The organism is Staphylococcus simiae (assembly GCF_017357005.1).
GTDB classification, from domain to species: domain Bacteria; phylum Bacillota; class Bacilli; order Staphylococcales; family Staphylococcaceae; genus Staphylococcus; species Staphylococcus simiae_A.
Genome location: NZ_CP071589.1, coordinates 616,240 through 632,321, shown reverse-complemented (window position 1 = coordinate 632,321; position 16,082 = coordinate 616,240). Strand labels below are relative to the sequence as shown.

The 16,082-nt window shown below is 30.6% G+C and carries 15 protein-coding genes and 1 pseudogene; 1 reads left to right on the top strand and 15 read right to left on the bottom strand.

Annotated features, from left to right (window positions below; translation table 11 throughout):
- Positions 1–7: 7 nt before the first annotated feature.
- A complete protein-coding gene (locus tag J3R86_RS02800; protein ID WP_207517965.1) occupies positions 8–931 on the bottom strand; it encodes an NAD-dependent epimerase/dehydratase family protein in 924 nt (307 codons plus the stop codon).
- 108 nt (positions 932–1,039) lie between these two features.
- Here J3R86_RS02800 and J3R86_RS02795 point away from each other — a divergent pair, with 108 nt between their 5' ends.
- Positions 1,040–1,543, top strand: coding sequence for a GNAT family N-acetyltransferase (locus J3R86_RS02795; RefSeq protein WP_207517964.1), 504 nt, complete (start codon positions 1,040–1,042; stop codon positions 1,541–1,543).
- A gap of 195 nt (positions 1,544–1,738) precedes the next feature.
- On the opposite strand, the pseudogene J3R86_RS02790 reads toward J3R86_RS02795, so the two are convergent.
- The 14 genes and pseudogenes from J3R86_RS02790 to J3R86_RS02725 form a co-directional block, all read right to left on the bottom strand.
- Positions 1,739–2,157, bottom strand: a pseudogene (locus J3R86_RS02790) (hypothetical protein).
- Between the two features lie 302 nt (positions 2,158–2,459).
- The gene (locus J3R86_RS02785; RefSeq protein ID WP_207517962.1) at positions 2,460–3,500 is read right to left on the bottom strand and encodes an alpha/beta hydrolase; all 1,041 of its coding nucleotides are present in this window, start codon (positions 3,498–3,500) and stop codon (positions 2,460–2,462) included.
- Positions 3,501–3,647: 147 nt separating this feature from the next.
- Entirely contained in the window at positions 3,648–4,715 is a 1,068-nt protein-coding gene (locus J3R86_RS02780; RefSeq protein ID WP_207517961.1) for a YkvI family membrane protein, read from the bottom strand.
- A gap of 793 nt (positions 4,716–5,508) precedes the next feature.
- On the bottom strand, positions 5,509–6,006 hold the full coding sequence (locus tag J3R86_RS02775) for a hypothetical protein (RefSeq protein WP_207517960.1): 498 nt from the start codon (positions 6,004–6,006) through the stop codon (positions 5,509–5,511).
- 115 nt (positions 6,007–6,121) lie between these two features.
- Positions 6,122–6,484: a dihydroxyacetone kinase phosphoryl donor subunit DhaM gene (gene dhaM, locus J3R86_RS02770; RefSeq protein WP_207517959.1), complete on the bottom strand. Its 363-nt coding sequence runs from the start codon at positions 6,482–6,484 to the stop codon at positions 6,122–6,124.
- A gap of 2 nt (positions 6,485–6,486) precedes the next feature.
- Positions 6,487–7,062, bottom strand: coding sequence for a dihydroxyacetone kinase subunit DhaL (gene dhaL / locus J3R86_RS02765; RefSeq protein ID WP_207517958.1), 576 nt, complete (start codon positions 7,060–7,062; stop codon positions 6,487–6,489).
- 37 nt (positions 7,063–7,099) lie between these two features.
- A complete protein-coding gene (gene dhaK, locus J3R86_RS02760; RefSeq protein ID WP_207517957.1) occupies positions 7,100–8,065 on the bottom strand; it encodes a dihydroxyacetone kinase subunit DhaK in 966 nt (321 codons plus the stop codon).
- A gap of 156 nt (positions 8,066–8,221) precedes the next feature.
- Positions 8,222–9,238, bottom strand: coding sequence for a FecCD family ABC transporter permease (locus tag J3R86_RS02755; protein WP_207517956.1), 1,017 nt, complete (start codon positions 9,236–9,238; stop codon positions 8,222–8,224).
- Positions 9,235–10,239, bottom strand: a complete 1,005-nt coding sequence (locus tag J3R86_RS02750; RefSeq protein WP_207517955.1) for a FecCD family ABC transporter permease — start codon at positions 10,237–10,239, stop codon at positions 9,235–9,237. The genes J3R86_RS02755 and J3R86_RS02750 overlap by 4 nt, the downstream gene beginning before the upstream one ends.
- A 43-nt stretch (positions 10,240–10,282) precedes the next feature.
- Positions 10,283–11,080: an ABC transporter ATP-binding protein gene (locus J3R86_RS02745; protein ID WP_207517954.1), complete on the bottom strand. Its 798-nt coding sequence runs from the start codon at positions 11,078–11,080 to the stop codon at positions 10,283–10,285.
- 263 nt (positions 11,081–11,343) lie between these two features.
- Positions 11,344–12,174: a YitT family protein gene (locus tag J3R86_RS02740; protein ID WP_207517953.1), complete on the bottom strand. Its 831-nt coding sequence runs from the start codon at positions 12,172–12,174 to the stop codon at positions 11,344–11,346.
- Between the two features lie 319 nt (positions 12,175–12,493).
- Positions 12,494–12,586, bottom strand: coding sequence for a hypothetical protein (locus J3R86_RS02735; RefSeq protein WP_207517952.1), 93 nt, complete (start codon positions 12,584–12,586; stop codon positions 12,494–12,496).
- 160 nt (positions 12,587–12,746) lie between these two features.
- On the bottom strand, positions 12,747–13,976 hold the full coding sequence (locus J3R86_RS02730) for a NupC/NupG family nucleoside CNT transporter (protein WP_207517951.1): 1,230 nt from the start codon (positions 13,974–13,976) through the stop codon (positions 12,747–12,749).
- A 220-nt stretch (positions 13,977–14,196) separates the two neighbouring features.
- Positions 14,197–15,924, bottom strand: coding sequence for an ABC transporter ATP-binding protein (locus J3R86_RS02725; RefSeq protein ID WP_207517950.1), 1,728 nt, complete (start codon positions 15,922–15,924; stop codon positions 14,197–14,199).
- Positions 15,925–16,082 lie beyond the last annotated feature (158 nt).

Genomic DNA, 16,082 nt, shown 5'->3' with positions numbered 1-16,082 from the left:
CCTATCACTATTTAGTATATTTTATTTTTTCTCCTGATTTTATACGGCTTTGGAAATCTTTAATACGGCAATCTACTTCAAAACCATGAATCATCATTTTTTGCAATGGTGCTTGTATAACATAATAAATTGGCCAGAACAACCTTGGAATGTAATCATATAAATGTATCATGATTATTGAAGTCCCTTTAAATTGTCTGAACTCTAATTTACCTTGTGCTTTGCTTCTTTTCTTAATTAATCTACCACCAATAAGATACAGCGTGATAATTCCATCTGCATTAACAATCTTGTGAAATATTGCTAAAGGTTTAAATTTATTCTTAATATAAACAATCACTTCATCTTCATTATGACTTGTCTTTAAAAATGTCCCTTTAGTTTGATCCATCCATTTAACAAAATGTGTGACCACATGCTCTATAGTCCACCCTTTCGGTAATGGGACTTTAATACTTGATCTTACATCATCGTATTTAGATACTTGTAATTCTACATTGACTAATGCACGTTTAATAACAACTTTAGTCGTTTCAACAATTGCACCATAAGCCCCTAAACGTTCGATTGTTTCATTATCATACTGACTACCTGGTATATAAATAATTTTACTGACATTATTAAGTACAGCTGCACGACCAAAATTATCTGCAGCAATTAAAGTAAGGTCTTTAGCCGAAGATTGAGTTATTTTAGCTGAATTTTTTGTTGGATCAATATAAAATACTGCAATATCAATGTCTTTCATAGATGTTACAACTTGTTCGTAGTTATAAATATCACATTTCAACCATGTCATGTCTTTATTATGCTGTTGTTTATTATGTGGATATTTTGACAAAATAAATACATCAGTTTCATTTTCGATAACTTCACTTAAGTATTTACCAATATAACCGCTTCCACCTGCTAGTAGCACTTTCGGTTTCATTCATAATCTCCTTTATAGTTTTTGAAACATATTATTCTACTTTTATACTCAGTGTATATTATAATACATTCACACGTAAGATAAATTTAAATGAACTGGAGGCTTTTGATGGCCCATATCATTCGTAAAGTCAGTATTAAAGATGTAGAAAGTTTTATTGCTATGTTAACTAAAATATATGATGACTCACTTTATATGTTTTATACTCCTGGTGAATATGATCCCAGTGTTACATCGGCCAGTAAACAACTTGAAGAATATATTACTTCACCTTCAAAAGTAATTTACGTAGCTGAAAGTGATAATCAACTTGTTGGCTTTGCTTTTGTCAACACACAACCTTTTCAACGCATTAAACATATAGCTAAAATTAATTTAGGTGTCAAAATGCTTTATCAACGACAAGGAATTGGCCAAGCACTCATGGATGAAATAATGGCATGGTCTCTAAATAATAATATTCATCGCATTGAAGCAACCGTTCCTATAGATAACCAATCTGCACTAGACCTATTCAAAAGTTCTGATTTTCAAATTGAAGGTGTTTTACAAGATACTTTATTTATTAATGGGAAATACTTCAATGAATATATGATGGCTAAAATAGTTTAGCTTAATATGTATTATATTTTATCACATTATTATATGATTCTAACCTGAACAACTTTTTCTATTCTAATGTATAGTTTTTCTGTTCAAGTTATGAATGTATGATAATTTTGTTATGTCTTTTTATTGACAACATATATAATGTCTATTTAGTTTAATAGTGCTTGTTGTACTATGTAAAAATACATTATTTTAACATCAACATAAAAAATCTTTTATATGGAAAGCTATATCGGATAATATTTTTCTTTGCCACAATTACAGTGAAATTGTTGCATATAACATTTTTCTGACATTAACTTACTTTTACGTTTAATTCCATAATCTTGTACAAATACATTATTTTGCTTATTAACTTTATAATATGGTTCAACAAATGCTTTGAATTTCACACGTTGATTAATTAACGCACGAGCAATATCATATTGTTTGTTTCTTTCAAGTAACCAAACATGGTCTATATCTATTCCTGAAATCTTTACTTCTTTTATTAAAATTTTGACATTTTCTTTCATTGTATGATCTTTATCTAATAAATTTTTATAATATACTTTTTTAACTCTACCAGTTACCATGACCAACTTATTTTTAAATGGTTTCAAGGATAATCTTGTCATCATTTCCCCTCCAATCCATAGTCAATCTCATTAGTGTTAATTTATTCAAAATATGTAAATAAACTATTAAGTATTTTCCATAATTATAGCACCTATAGTTAAAAATTTTAATTTATACTATATTTTCTTCAAAAAATATTTGGTTCTCTCTCAAATTGGACTTATATATAATTATTCACTTTTCATTTATCAGTCTGCCAATCAAATATTCTTATTCACACTTTTAATTATCCTAAAAAAACTAGCCACAACAAATTACTGTTTGGCTAGTTAACTATATTGATAATTTGGTTATAAATATTTTAATCAAATGGATATAATGATACTTCGTTATTCGTAGTGGTTGAATGATGTTGATCATTTAACTCTACACCAGAGGAAGTTGTGTTATGACTTAAAAATGATAGTACATCTTTAATATTTTCTTTAGACTCTGGTTTATTTAAATGAAATTGATATTGATGATGCAGATGGTGTGAACCATCGAAAAATAATGTATCTACAGGAACACCCTCTTCTTTCAACTTATCACTAAACTCTTGGTTTTGACTGGCAAATGGATCGGCGTCACCTACCGATAAATATGTCGGTGGGTAATCTTTCGTTGCTTGTTTGACTGTCGACATTTGTGAGATATTTTTAAAACTATGTTCCCAATCATTTTGACCAGTATAACTTTTCATAAATAAAGCAATTCTAGGAAATTCAGTTTTTCTAACTGTCTGCATATTATAAAAACCACCAAAAAGAATAGCTCCTTTAATATTCGATGGTTCAAATTGTTGAGGAAAGTCCATTTGTTTTCTTAAACTATTATTTGTTTGCATTGCGGTATACTGACTTGCTAACTGTGCCCCAGCTGAATCTCCACCTATGACAACTTGATCAAAATCAATTGGAAGTTCTAATTTGTTTTCTTTAATAAAATCTATCGCTTGATTCATTTGTATAAGAGGTGTTGGATATTTATATTGAGGCGCTAAGGCATAATTAATATTAACTACGATATATCCCTGTTCAGCTATTTTGGCTAGTAATGGATTTTTATATTGTTTATCGCCAGCAATGTAACCACCACCATGCATCCAAAATATGACAGGTAATTTACTATCTTGTGCTGTATCGGCAGGTTTTATAATATCCAACTTACTATTAGGAAATGTTTTACCATAACTAATATTTTGATAAACATTCACATTTTTATTATTAACACTAATTTTTTCCTTAAGGTGTCCTTGTTTTTCTATATGATCATAATGTTGCTTTAAATTAAATACCAAAAGCAATGAAATAATTGCAATAATTAATATTGTAATGATCGTCCATTTCTTTCTATTATTCATTACGCTAACCTCTCTAATTATTCTTGCTTTTTAGTTTGCTAATCTTCTAAAACAATAAAAAAGCAATCCACTGATATACTGTGACATGGATTGCTTTTAAGGTTAAAACAAAGTTATTCAATTGTAAAGTGTTGATAAATAAGACGTTTATGCAATATGTTCTTTATCATCATTTTTACGTTTAAAATATTTTTTTATAACAGCTACTACAATAAATAATCCTACGTAGCCCATAATTGTATATAATTTATTAATTAATTCTGTGAATCCTACAAAACTTAAAATATATGCTGCTACCATCATAATAACAATAAATATGTGATAGTTTTTACTATAAGGTTCTGTAAAACGTGCAGCAAATGAGTACATTAGTCCTAAAATTGTATTGTACATAACTGCCAACATAATTACAGATAATATTGTAGCAACAATTGGGTGAATATTATTTGCTAATGTTAGCGTTGGTATTGAGGCATTTTTGATTGTTGGATACTCACTTTGTAAAGCGAAGTTTATTAAAGCTAATAAGATTGTATAAATAATACCACCATACATTGCACCAGCTCCAGATACTGTACGTTTTTCAGTATCTCCACCAATGGCAACGATAGTACTAAATCCTACTGAGAACGCTAAACCTCCATAAAGTGTACCAAACCAAATACCTTTCCAAATACTTGCATCAGGCACTACATGATTAACTTCAGCTAATGACACATGTCCTTTAAATAAATAAACCACCGCTATTAATACAACTAATACAATTAAAAATGGTGTCACTATACCTAGTGCACGTACAATTTTATTAAAGTCTAATAATAACGTTATATAAATAACAACTGTCATGATTAACGCACCTAACCATGTAGGTATATTGTAACTTTCTTCAAATGTTGCGCCAGCTCCTGCAATCATTGTTACGGCAATACCAAATAAGAAAAATATTAAAATATAATCAAAAATCTTACTAAATTTTTTACCAAAAATATATTGTAAAGTTGATTCATGATTGGTTGCTTCAAAAGCAGTACCAATTTTAGCAACTTGTCGTCCTATAAAAGCTAAAATAAATCCCGAAATAATAACTCCTATATAAGACCACAATCCAAATTTAGTAAAAAATTGCATAACTTCTTGTCCTGTCGAAAATCCTGCACCTACAACGATTCCGACATAGGCAAACCCAATTTTCGTTGCTTCTTTATTCATCTCCATGTGAATAATAGACCTCCTTAATTTTGCACAGTGTGCATTATAACGTACTTACATATTATTGCAAGTCACTTGAGTTATTTTTCACTTTGGTCATAATACTCAATCCATACGTATAATCGCGTTTATTGACAATTCAAAAAAATTTATATTTTTTATTTATAATGCACTAACGAAATGAATTTTATTTAATTACTATATTCATCTATTATTTCCTTGTTTCACAATATACATATTTATCCATTTTTTATTATGTTGATACGTTTAAAATGGGAGTGAGATAGTAATAAATTTTATTTTAAACTTTATTGCGTAATCCCACCATGGTAAGACTGACTATGTTTGTAAAACGTTGATTTATCAATATTTTAATGAACAGACAGTTACTGCCAAATGCTTGAAGTTAAGTATGCACTGTTTTTGTCCCAGGCTCTTTAAATAAGTGTTTATAAAAGTTTGGTTCTCTCACAAATCGAACTGATACATAATTAACTTTTCAAGTTCGTACCACAAGCTAGTTAGATTTACAATCTTTACTAGCTCTTGCCCAGCTTGCATTGCTTGTTGAAACTGTTCCACAGTTTCTCTGTGTTGGGTCCCTACCTCAGGAGTCTCGGCTTCAAATTAATTTTCGTTTTAAATTATTCATTTTTATTTATCAGTCATAAAAAATAAAGAACCAAAAGCTTTTCATATCAATTGTTATAATGCAAAAAATGAGTGGAACATCTTATGCTCCACTCATCTATAAGATTATGATATTAAAAAATCAAAACAATATTGCATTTATCATTCTTTAACGTGCGTTGCGTTGATGTAATTCATTAATATTAACAACAACATTATCCATACGCTTAGCAGTATCTTTCAATACATTACGTGCAACATTATTATTAGGATCTAATTTCAATATTTGTTTAGCTATATCAAAGGCTTTCTTATCAGAAATAACCGGTGTTGGTATGGCATGTAATAATAGCATTTGTAATAAGCTTTTAACTTCTTTACCGTCAGTAAGTTTTATGGAAGCGTCTGCATGATAATAAGCAGAATCTAAAGCACCTTTATATTCGCTTAGCGGATACACAAGCAATAAAAATGCTAAGTCATGCATTTCAGCTGATTCTTCATACTTAATCATATCTAAAATACAAGTATAAAACATCATACTTTCTACTTCATGTGCACTCGAAATATATGCTTCTTCAAATTCCATAAAATCTGTTTCGGACATCAGTTGTCTTACTGAATTAAACTCGCCATTTAATACATGTTTTTTTATTAGATGTTGCATGGCTATGTCCTCCTATTTGTCCAGATTTTATTAAACATTTATATATATAATATCACATTTTCTATAAAGTTTCATTTGAAAAAGAAATACGTTTTTAAATAATATAAAATTCAAACTAAAAATTTAACTTAATCTCTTGAACTGCATCCTCTAATGAGCCACCTACCGAAAGCTTAACTGCAGCTGTAAATGATCCTTCTACAATCGGAGCATCAACTTTAATAATTTGATAATCTCCTGCATACATTTCTATTGCCATATCGAGATTCATTTCAGAAGAACCTATATCATAAAAGCACAGTGCATCATCATTTAATTCATTTAACACATGATTAATATCATCAAAAGATGTTCCTATAGAACCGTCTTTTAGACCACCTTTGGCAACTACATTAACATCACCTGCCATTTGTTGAATAAGTTTTTTTGTACCTTGTGCAATATCGTTACTATGACTAATTAATATGATTGTTGTCATCCTTATTCTTCTCCAATCAATGCACTTAAAATATAAACCATGCTTTGTGCGCCGGGATCAATATATCCTTTGGAATCTTCTTTAAAATAAGCGGCTCTACCTTTTGTGGCAACCATATTTTTAGTATCATTAGCCAGTTGCTGCAATTGTTCAACTGTTAATTTATCACCATTAGCATAATTGTCTGCCGCTCTTTTAACAACATCATACATTGTTTTTTCATTAAGCTCTACTTTTCCTCTTGTAGCAATAGCATCTGCAAAAGTATTCAATAATTGTCCTAAATTTTGATTATCAATATCGTCATTAACTTCTGCTGACATTTTAACAAAACTAAAACCGTATAAAGGACCCGAAGCACCTCCAATATTCGACATTAATGTCATACCAGTTGACTTAAATAGTGATTGCATCGAACTATCATCAATATTTTCTTTTAAAGCGGAAAATCCTCTCAACATATTAACGCCATGATCTCCATCTCCAATTGCTCTATCTAAATCTGTTAATTCGTCTTCTTGTTGTTTAAACGTTGTTTCTAATTGTAATAAGTGTTGTTTCATTTCACTAACGTTCATTTTTACACCTCATTAATGTATATTTATTCATTTTCTTTTAATGAAAATATGGACTTGATGTCTTAGCATTAAATGCTTCTAAATATTGTGGTTGATTAGGGACAATAGTTATAGAAAAACCTTGCATATCTAAAGAAGTCATATAATCTCCTACTAACCATTTTGCAACTGCTTTGTCTTTACCCTTTAAATAATTATTAATAAATTTAGTTGCAATGTTAAGTTCTGATAATGGTGTACCGCCCATACCATTAACCATGACAATGATATCATTAGCTTTGATTTCTTTTAATAATTCACTTACTAATGTTTGCGTAATACTTTCTATATCTTGCATTTTTGTTCTATGCAATCCTTTTTCACCATGTATTCCAACTCCAATTTCCATTTGATCATCTTCAATATCAAAGCCATACTTCCCAGTAGTTGGTACTAATGGTGGACTGATAGCCATACCTAAACTTTTGATAGTAGGTATAAATACTTCTAATTGTTCTTTAATAGCTTCCAAAGTATTACCTTGTTCCGCGAGATAACCAGCGTATTTGTGAACTAATACTGTCCCGGCGACGCCACGTCGTTGTTCTTCATTAGAAACTGCAATGTCGTCTTTAACAATAACCATTTCAACATTAATGCCTTCCATGTCAGCCATTTCTTGAGCCATTTCAAAGTTCATAACGTCACCAGCATAATTTTTAACTACTAGTAAAACACCAGCGTCATTATTAACGTATTTGATTGCTTCCAAAATTTTATCGGGCGTTGGAGAGGTAAAAACTTCACCGCATACAGCAGCGTCAAGCATTCCTTGTGCAACATAACCTGCATGAGCTGGTTCATGACCACTACCACCTCCAGATACAATTGCGACACCAGAAGTTTTCTTTTCTTTTTTTACAACTACTGTGTCTGCAATAACTGTTAATTCAGGATGTGTGATTAATAAACCGTCGAGCATATCTGTTAAAAATGTTTCTTTTTGTTTAATCAGTTTTTTCATCGTTTTTCCTCCTTATGATTTCAGTCATAGTATAAAACAGAATTTGTGAATGCGCTATCATAAAGACATACTAAAAATAAATGTGAAAACTATCAATTTGTTATAAAAAAAGAACCTGAAAAAATATTAATTTCAGATTCTTTAACTATTTTAAGTTTATACACTTTTTGTTTTATACATTAGATATAAGAAGTATGGTGCACCTATAATTGCCACCACTATTCCCGCTGGGACTCCCGCAGGTTGCAAGACAATTTTACCAATTGTATCTGCTATAACTAGTAATAATGCGCCAACTAATATAGCAATGGGTAAAAATAATTGATGTCGTGGTCCAACAATACGTTTAGCAATATGTGGTCCCATTAAACCAATGAATGAAATAGAACCTGCAACTGCTACAGCGACTGATGATAATATAACTGCAATAAAGAATAAAATAATTCGTTCTCTATTTAAATGAACACCAAGACCACGAGCGACGTTATCACCTGTATGAATAATATTTAAGGCATTCGCTTTATATAATAAATATGGCACTATAATAATAATCCAGGGTATGAAAGCAATCACAAATGGCCATTCATCACCCCAAATATTACCAGCAAACCATTTTGCTATAAACTCAGATTGATTGTCATCAAATTTTGACATAATAGTAATTGAACCACCATAAAGTGCCGTTTGTAATCCTACACCTATTAGAACCATACTTGCTGGTGTTACACCTTCATTTTTGTTAAAACTAAATGTAAAAATGAGTAATGCTGTCGCTATACCACCTATCACACTGATTAGAGGTAAGACATAAATAAAATTATCTGCATTTATTTGACCAATTGAGATAAATAACGCTATAGCAAAGCCACCACCTGCATTTATCCCTAAAATACCTGGTTCAGCAATTGGATTTTTAGTGACACTTTGAACAATGGCACCACTTAAGCTCAAAGCTGCTCCTGCTAAAATGGTAATGATCATACGTGGTAATCTAAAATCTATTAATATTAATGAGTCTGTATAATCACCTTGACCTATTATTGTTTTTAGGAAACGCCCTAAAGGAATATTATATTCACCTGAAGTAATACTCCAAGCACATGCCATAAACAGTAAAATTACAAAGACAACGAGTGTAATAAGTTGTTTACGTCGACTACTACTATCTATCATATTGTACGTCCCCCTTTCTTAACTAAATATAAGAAGTACGGTACGCCAATAAATGATATGATTGCGCCAACTGGTGCTTCACCAAGGAACCTTGCTATCATATCTGCGATTAAGACTAAAATACCACCCAATAATGCTGTTAAAGGTAATACTTTGGCATAATCTGTACCAATTAAAAAACGTACAATATGCGGGACCATTAATCCTACAAAAGCTACTTGACCAGCAATTGATACGGCAACGCCTGCCAATACCATAGCAATTATTAAACTTACACCTCTAATAATTGCAACATTTTGACCTAAACCTTTAGCTAAAGTTTCACCTAAATTTAAAATAGTCAATTGTTTACTCATTATTAAAATAATAAATAGTGCTATTAGAACTACTGGTAAACTCCATTTCAATTGAGACCATGTTGTACCAGTTACACCACCTGCTGTCCAAAATGTTAATGTTTGATTTAATTTGAACATTAATGCTATACCTTGACTAAGTGCTGTTAATAATGCACTGACAGCTGCACCGGCTAAAATAATTCTCATTGGGCTAAAACCATCACGTCTTGAGCGCCCAATCATAAGGACCATGGTCCCACCTAAAATAGCGCCTAAAAATCCTGCAAACATCACAAATAAAAATGATACATTTGGTATAAAAGCATAAGTTAATGCCAAAGCAAAGGAAGCACCTGAATTCAAACCAATTAGAGCTGGGTCAGCTAAGCCGTTACGTGTGACGCCTTGAATGACAGCACCTGCAACAGCTAAAGCCATACCGACAATAATAGCAGCGATATTTCTTGGTATTCTAATTTCAGTTATCACATTTTGTTGTTGATTCGTTGGATCATAATTAAATATCGCTTCTATAATAGTAGAAACGTTGATTTTGGCATCTCCAAATAAAATAGAAAGAAATAGCGCTATAATTAGCACTATTACCGCTCCAATCATATATGCCATGAATTTTAACTGCGTATTTTTATTTCTACTTGTCATCATCATTACCCTTTTTTATTTTTATGGATATTAAAGTTTGAAATTATGAATAAGCTTTTCTACAAAGATCATAAGTGACTAATAACGGTTTCCCTGTTTTTGGATCTTCACTTAGAACTACGTCAATATTAAACACTTCTTCTAAGATTTCTTGTGTTAACACTTCTTGGGTAGATCCTGTTGCAATAATATCGCCTTTTTTCATAGCAATTAAATGATCTGAAAAGCGTATTGCTTGGTTAATGTCATGTAATACCATAACAATAGTACAACCTTGTTCTTGGTTTAACTTTTGTACTAATTCTAAAATTTCTAACTGATGACAAATATCTAAATATGTCGTCGGCTCATCTAAGAATATAATGTCAGTTCGTTGAGCTAAAGCCATTGCTATCCACACACGTTGTCTTTGTCCACCACTTAAATCATTAATAGATCGGTGTTGGAATTCTTTGGTTCCAGTCACTTCCATAGCCCAATCTATCTCTTGCTTATCTTCAGCACTTAATCTCCCAAAACCTTTTTGATGTGGAAATCTACCATAAGATACTAATTCACCTACTGTTAACCCATCAGCCACTTCAGGTGATTGTGGTAATATCGCTATCTTTTTAGCGATTTCTTTAGTTGATTGTGTATGGATATTTTGTCCGTCTAAATTGACTTGCCCTTCTTTCACTGCTAATAAACGTGACAAAGCTTTCAATAATGTAGATTTGCCACAACCATTTGGGCCAATAATAGATGTGACTTTACCATCTGGAATTTCAACATCTAAATTATTAATAATAGTGCTATCGCCATATCCAATTTTTACTTGTTGACCATTTAAACGGCTCATAATTACCCTACTTTCTTCAATATCAATTTATTGCATTTAACAAAATAAATTTAATAGTTATAAATTTGATTTTTCCCAATTGATAATCATTATCACAGATGATATTATAACATTTTTCTAACTTATTGACTAACATTCCATTCATTTTATTTATCTATTAATTAATATAATAAAACTTCTCTAGTAAAAATGTCACAGTAACAAACACTTTTATAGAGAAGTTTATTTAGATTTAATTCGTCTCGTTTATTATCATTTTACTATTAATCATCAAAAAAACCATTGCCATAAACATCACGTACATCATGAATTACTAAAAATGCATGCTCATCGAATTTTTTAATTAAACGCTTAGCTTTTGATACTTGTGTTTTTGAAATAACAACATATAATACATCTTTTTCTTCACGAGTATAATAACCATGTCCATTTAATATTGTTAAGCCTCTACCAATTTGTTCATCAATTGCTTTTGCTAATTCCTCAGGTTTAGTTGAGATAATCGTCATAGCTTTTTTAGTATTCAATCCTTCAATAACAAATTCCATGACTTTTGTACCAATATAAAGTGATATAACTGTGACTAATACTTTATCAATAGGTATTACACTTAATGAAATAAGTACGACAATAATATCAAAGCCAAACAGCGCATATGGAGTACTAACATCTAAATACTTCGTTGCTATTCTAGCTAATATGGTAGTACCTGCAGTTGTACCACCAGCTAAAACAATAATCCCAATACCTAAACCAACACTAGCTCCACCAAAAATAGCATTAACTATAATGTTACCAGTTTCTATTTGCCATGTTTTAGTTAAGCTTAAAAATATAGAAATGAGTATAGTAACGATGATGGTTAAGTACATACTTCTTTTACTTAAAAACTTATAGCCGATAGCAATTAAAACTGCATTAACTACAAAGTTTGTAATGGCTGGTGACAGATGAAAGGCATAGTATAAAATAATAGCAATACCAGTAACGCCACCTTCACCAAGATTACCAGATATAATAAACGCATTAACGCCGGCTGAAAATATAAATGAGCCAAAGACTATAAATATTAAATCTCTCAATGTTTTATTCACTTAACCATCCCCTTTTTATTTATTAGACTATAAAAATAGTAGCACACTAAAAAAAGCGTCACAACACCCTTTAAACAACTTTATTAAGCATAAGTTGCAAAAATATTTTACAGGGATTTATTTCCTAAATCATCTTTCCTCTACAAGATTGATTATAATTATAAAGAAATTAATTTAACGATATTTTATTATCTAGATAGTTACTGTCAATCACATCATAATAAGTATAGGATGATTATTCCTAAAACCTTTATCTACAATGCCATTTTATAAAGAAGTTCAAATGTTATCGTAATATTTTTAAAAATATTCTGAATTTTTAATTTACTTTTACTTTCTTATCTGCTATACTGTTTTTAACTTCTTCAATAAAGAAGTTATCTCCTTTGTGTTGTTTATAATAACAAAACAAATTTTGCTCGAAGTACTATGACTGTACCTAGTCCTTACTGTCATTAGTACAATAATATTCATTTCCCATAAAAGCCAAGTACATAGTAATGTGTACTTGGTTTTTATTATGGCAATAAAAAAAGAGTACGCATAGAATGCATACTCTAATTTCCTTGAACTTACCATGCAAATAAACCAACAAATGCTGCTGTTAATAATGACACTAGGATGCCCGCTAATAACATCATTGGAACATATCTTGACACAAAGTCAGTTGTTTTCTTATCAACAATTCCTTTTAATGTTCCTATAATCATTCCTATTGTTGAGAAATTAGCAAATGATATTAAGAATGTTGTTATAACTGCACGATGATGTGGTGTATATGAGCTTATTTGACTAGAAATTTCACCCATCACAACAAACTCATTAGTTACTATTTTCTTAGCCATTTGTTGTGCTACTAACCATGCTTCATCTAAAGGTAAACCTAATAACAAGGCAAATGGATACATAAAGACTCCTAAGATTTGATTTAAACCGAAGCTACCTTTCATACCAATCCAGTGAGCTACTAAACCAGTAATCAAGTTGATAAATCGATCAATTAAATCTGCTAATGCTACAAAACTAATAACAAATGCAATAATGATTAATACTAATTTACCAGCGGCTAATACAGAATCACCTAAAAATGAGAAGAATGGTTGTCGTTCTACTTCATTATTTTTAATGCTATAAATAATATCTTCTCGCTCTTCAACACTAACTGGATTTAATAAGCATGCAACGATAATGGCGTTAACGATGTTTAAAGGGATCGCAGTTAGAACTAATTCACCTGGTACCATTTGAACGTAAGCCCCGACAATGGCACCTGATACTGAGCTCATCGACATCATAGCAATTGTTAATACACGCATTTCGTTCATACGTTTTAACTGTTCACTAGATACAGCTAATGCCTCAGTATTTCCTAAAAACATCATTTCAATACCAAAAAATGATTCAAATTTTGGTTGTCGTGTAACTTTTGCTAACAACCAACCAATAGCACCAATCACTTTAGGCAAGATATTAAAATACATTAAAATATCAAATAATGGCACAATTAATAAAATTGGAAATAGTGCTGAAACTGCCATATCCATCATTTTAGTATTGACGAAACTAGCAAATGCAAATTTTGTACCAGCATGTGCAGATTCTACTACCCAAGCAATACCATTAGCCAACCCTTTTACTGCTGACTGCCCCCATGGGAAATAGATAAAGAACCATGCTAAAAATAAATTCAATAACACTAATATTGCAATTGATTTCCATTGAATATTCTTTCTATCTCTAGAAAATAGAACTGCAATACCTAAGAATACAAACAGACCAATAATATTGATGAGTAAAAACATTTGGCACCTACCTATACTTTATTTTTTGAAAATTTAGATATCATATTTTATTAAAATAGGATATGACATTTACTGTATGTATTTTTCTTACAGTTTTCATTATACCACGTCACTTTTTGTCTTAAAATATCGATTTTGTTAAATCAGTCGTTATATTTTGGTGTTACAAAAATAAGCATTTCATTGATATTATTAATCTGATCAATGAAATGCTTATTTGTTAATCTGATAATTTTTGTGATGTTACAAAATGTTTATATTTCTCATGAGTTTGTAACAATTCAGCATGTGTACCTTTTCCGGTTACAACGCCCTTATCTAAGAAGATAATTTGACCTGCTTTTTTAATTGTTGATAATCTATGTGCAATAACTATTGTAGTTCTACCTTCCATTAAGGTTTCTAATGCTTCTTGGATTTTTAATTCACTTTCACTATCTAAATTGGCAGTTGCCTCATCAAGAAGTAAAATATCTGGATTTTTGACAAAACTTCTAGCAATATCAATTCTTTGACGTTGACCACCAGATAATTTAAGACCTCTTTCACCAACAAGCGTATCGTATCCTTCGTCGAATTGCATGATAAAATCATGACAGTTAGCTAATTTTGCATATTCTATTAATTCTTCATCCGACACGTGACGGTTAATTCCATATAAAATATTGTCTCTAATCGTTCCACTCATCATTGAATTAGATTGCATGACATAACCAATTTTACGACGCCATTTAGATAACGGAATATCATAAATACTCTCATTACCATATTTGATATCGCCTGCTTCTATATCATACATGCGTTCTATCAAATTAAATATCGTACTTTTACCTGAACCAGATGGACCAACAAATGCACTAACCTGCCCTTGTGGAATATTAAATGATACATCATCCAATATTTTCTTCACATCGTATTTAAAATCAACATGCTCAAATGATAAGATACCTTCATTAATTAGCACATGTTCAGAATCTTCTAATGCTTCTGTAGGTTCAATAGGTTCTTGCATAATTTCATAGATTCTATTACTTGCACCTACAGCTTTTTTATAATCAGTAACTAATGTAGATAAGTTGATCAACGGCATTGAAAGCTGGATGACATAAAATATCATAGCAATTAATGTACCAGCTGTTATCGCACCAGTTGATATTTCTAACGCACCAAATCCTAAAATAATAGCAATTGTTAATAGCATCACCACACCAGAAATCGGCTGTACAATAGCTGCTATTTTAGCTTGTTTTAAACCTAATTTATAAATTTCATTAAGATTTTTATGAGCATTATCTAATTCTAAACGTTCCGTATTAGATACTTTTACTAAACGCATTTCAGTAAGTACTCTACCTAATAAACCACTAAAATTAGCAATTTCAGATTGTGTATTTATTGAAATTCGCTGCATGACTCTACCTAATGGAACCATGATCAAAATAAAAATAGGAATGGTAATGAATGTTAATAGCGTCATTTTCCAATCTAAAATAAACAACATGACCATCGATCCTATTAACGTAACTAATGATGGTAATAAATTAGGAAGCTTTTGCGATATAAATTCATTAATAACTTTAGTATCATCAGTCAAACGACTCATTAATTGACCACTTTCATTTTTATCAAAAAATGGCATTTTCAATTGAATGATATGTTCCCATAATACTGAACGAATAGCGTAAATAATTTTCTCACCAATTTTGCTCAATAAATATAATCCTAAACCACTTAATAATGCATTAACTAAAAAAATACCTGCAAAAATACCAATGAGTCCGAAATTCATATTACTCACTGAAAACTTGTCTACTAAACGACCTGTAAATAATGGTACAAGTAAGCCACTTAAACTTCCCAATGATGAGATTGTTACTGCTGCAATAATCAATCCTATTGGCCAATTAAGCTTTTTAAATAAGAAAAACAAAGGGTTTTGTTGTTTCATTGTCTTACCTCTTTTGAATATATTTGACGAATATTAATCTACTCAACAAAGTGCTAACAAAAAATAATTTCATTCTTCATTAAATTTCAAAAAGTCAATTATGTCAATTTCCCAAAATACCTTTCAGAACATTTATATGATAGAATATTGCTATTGCA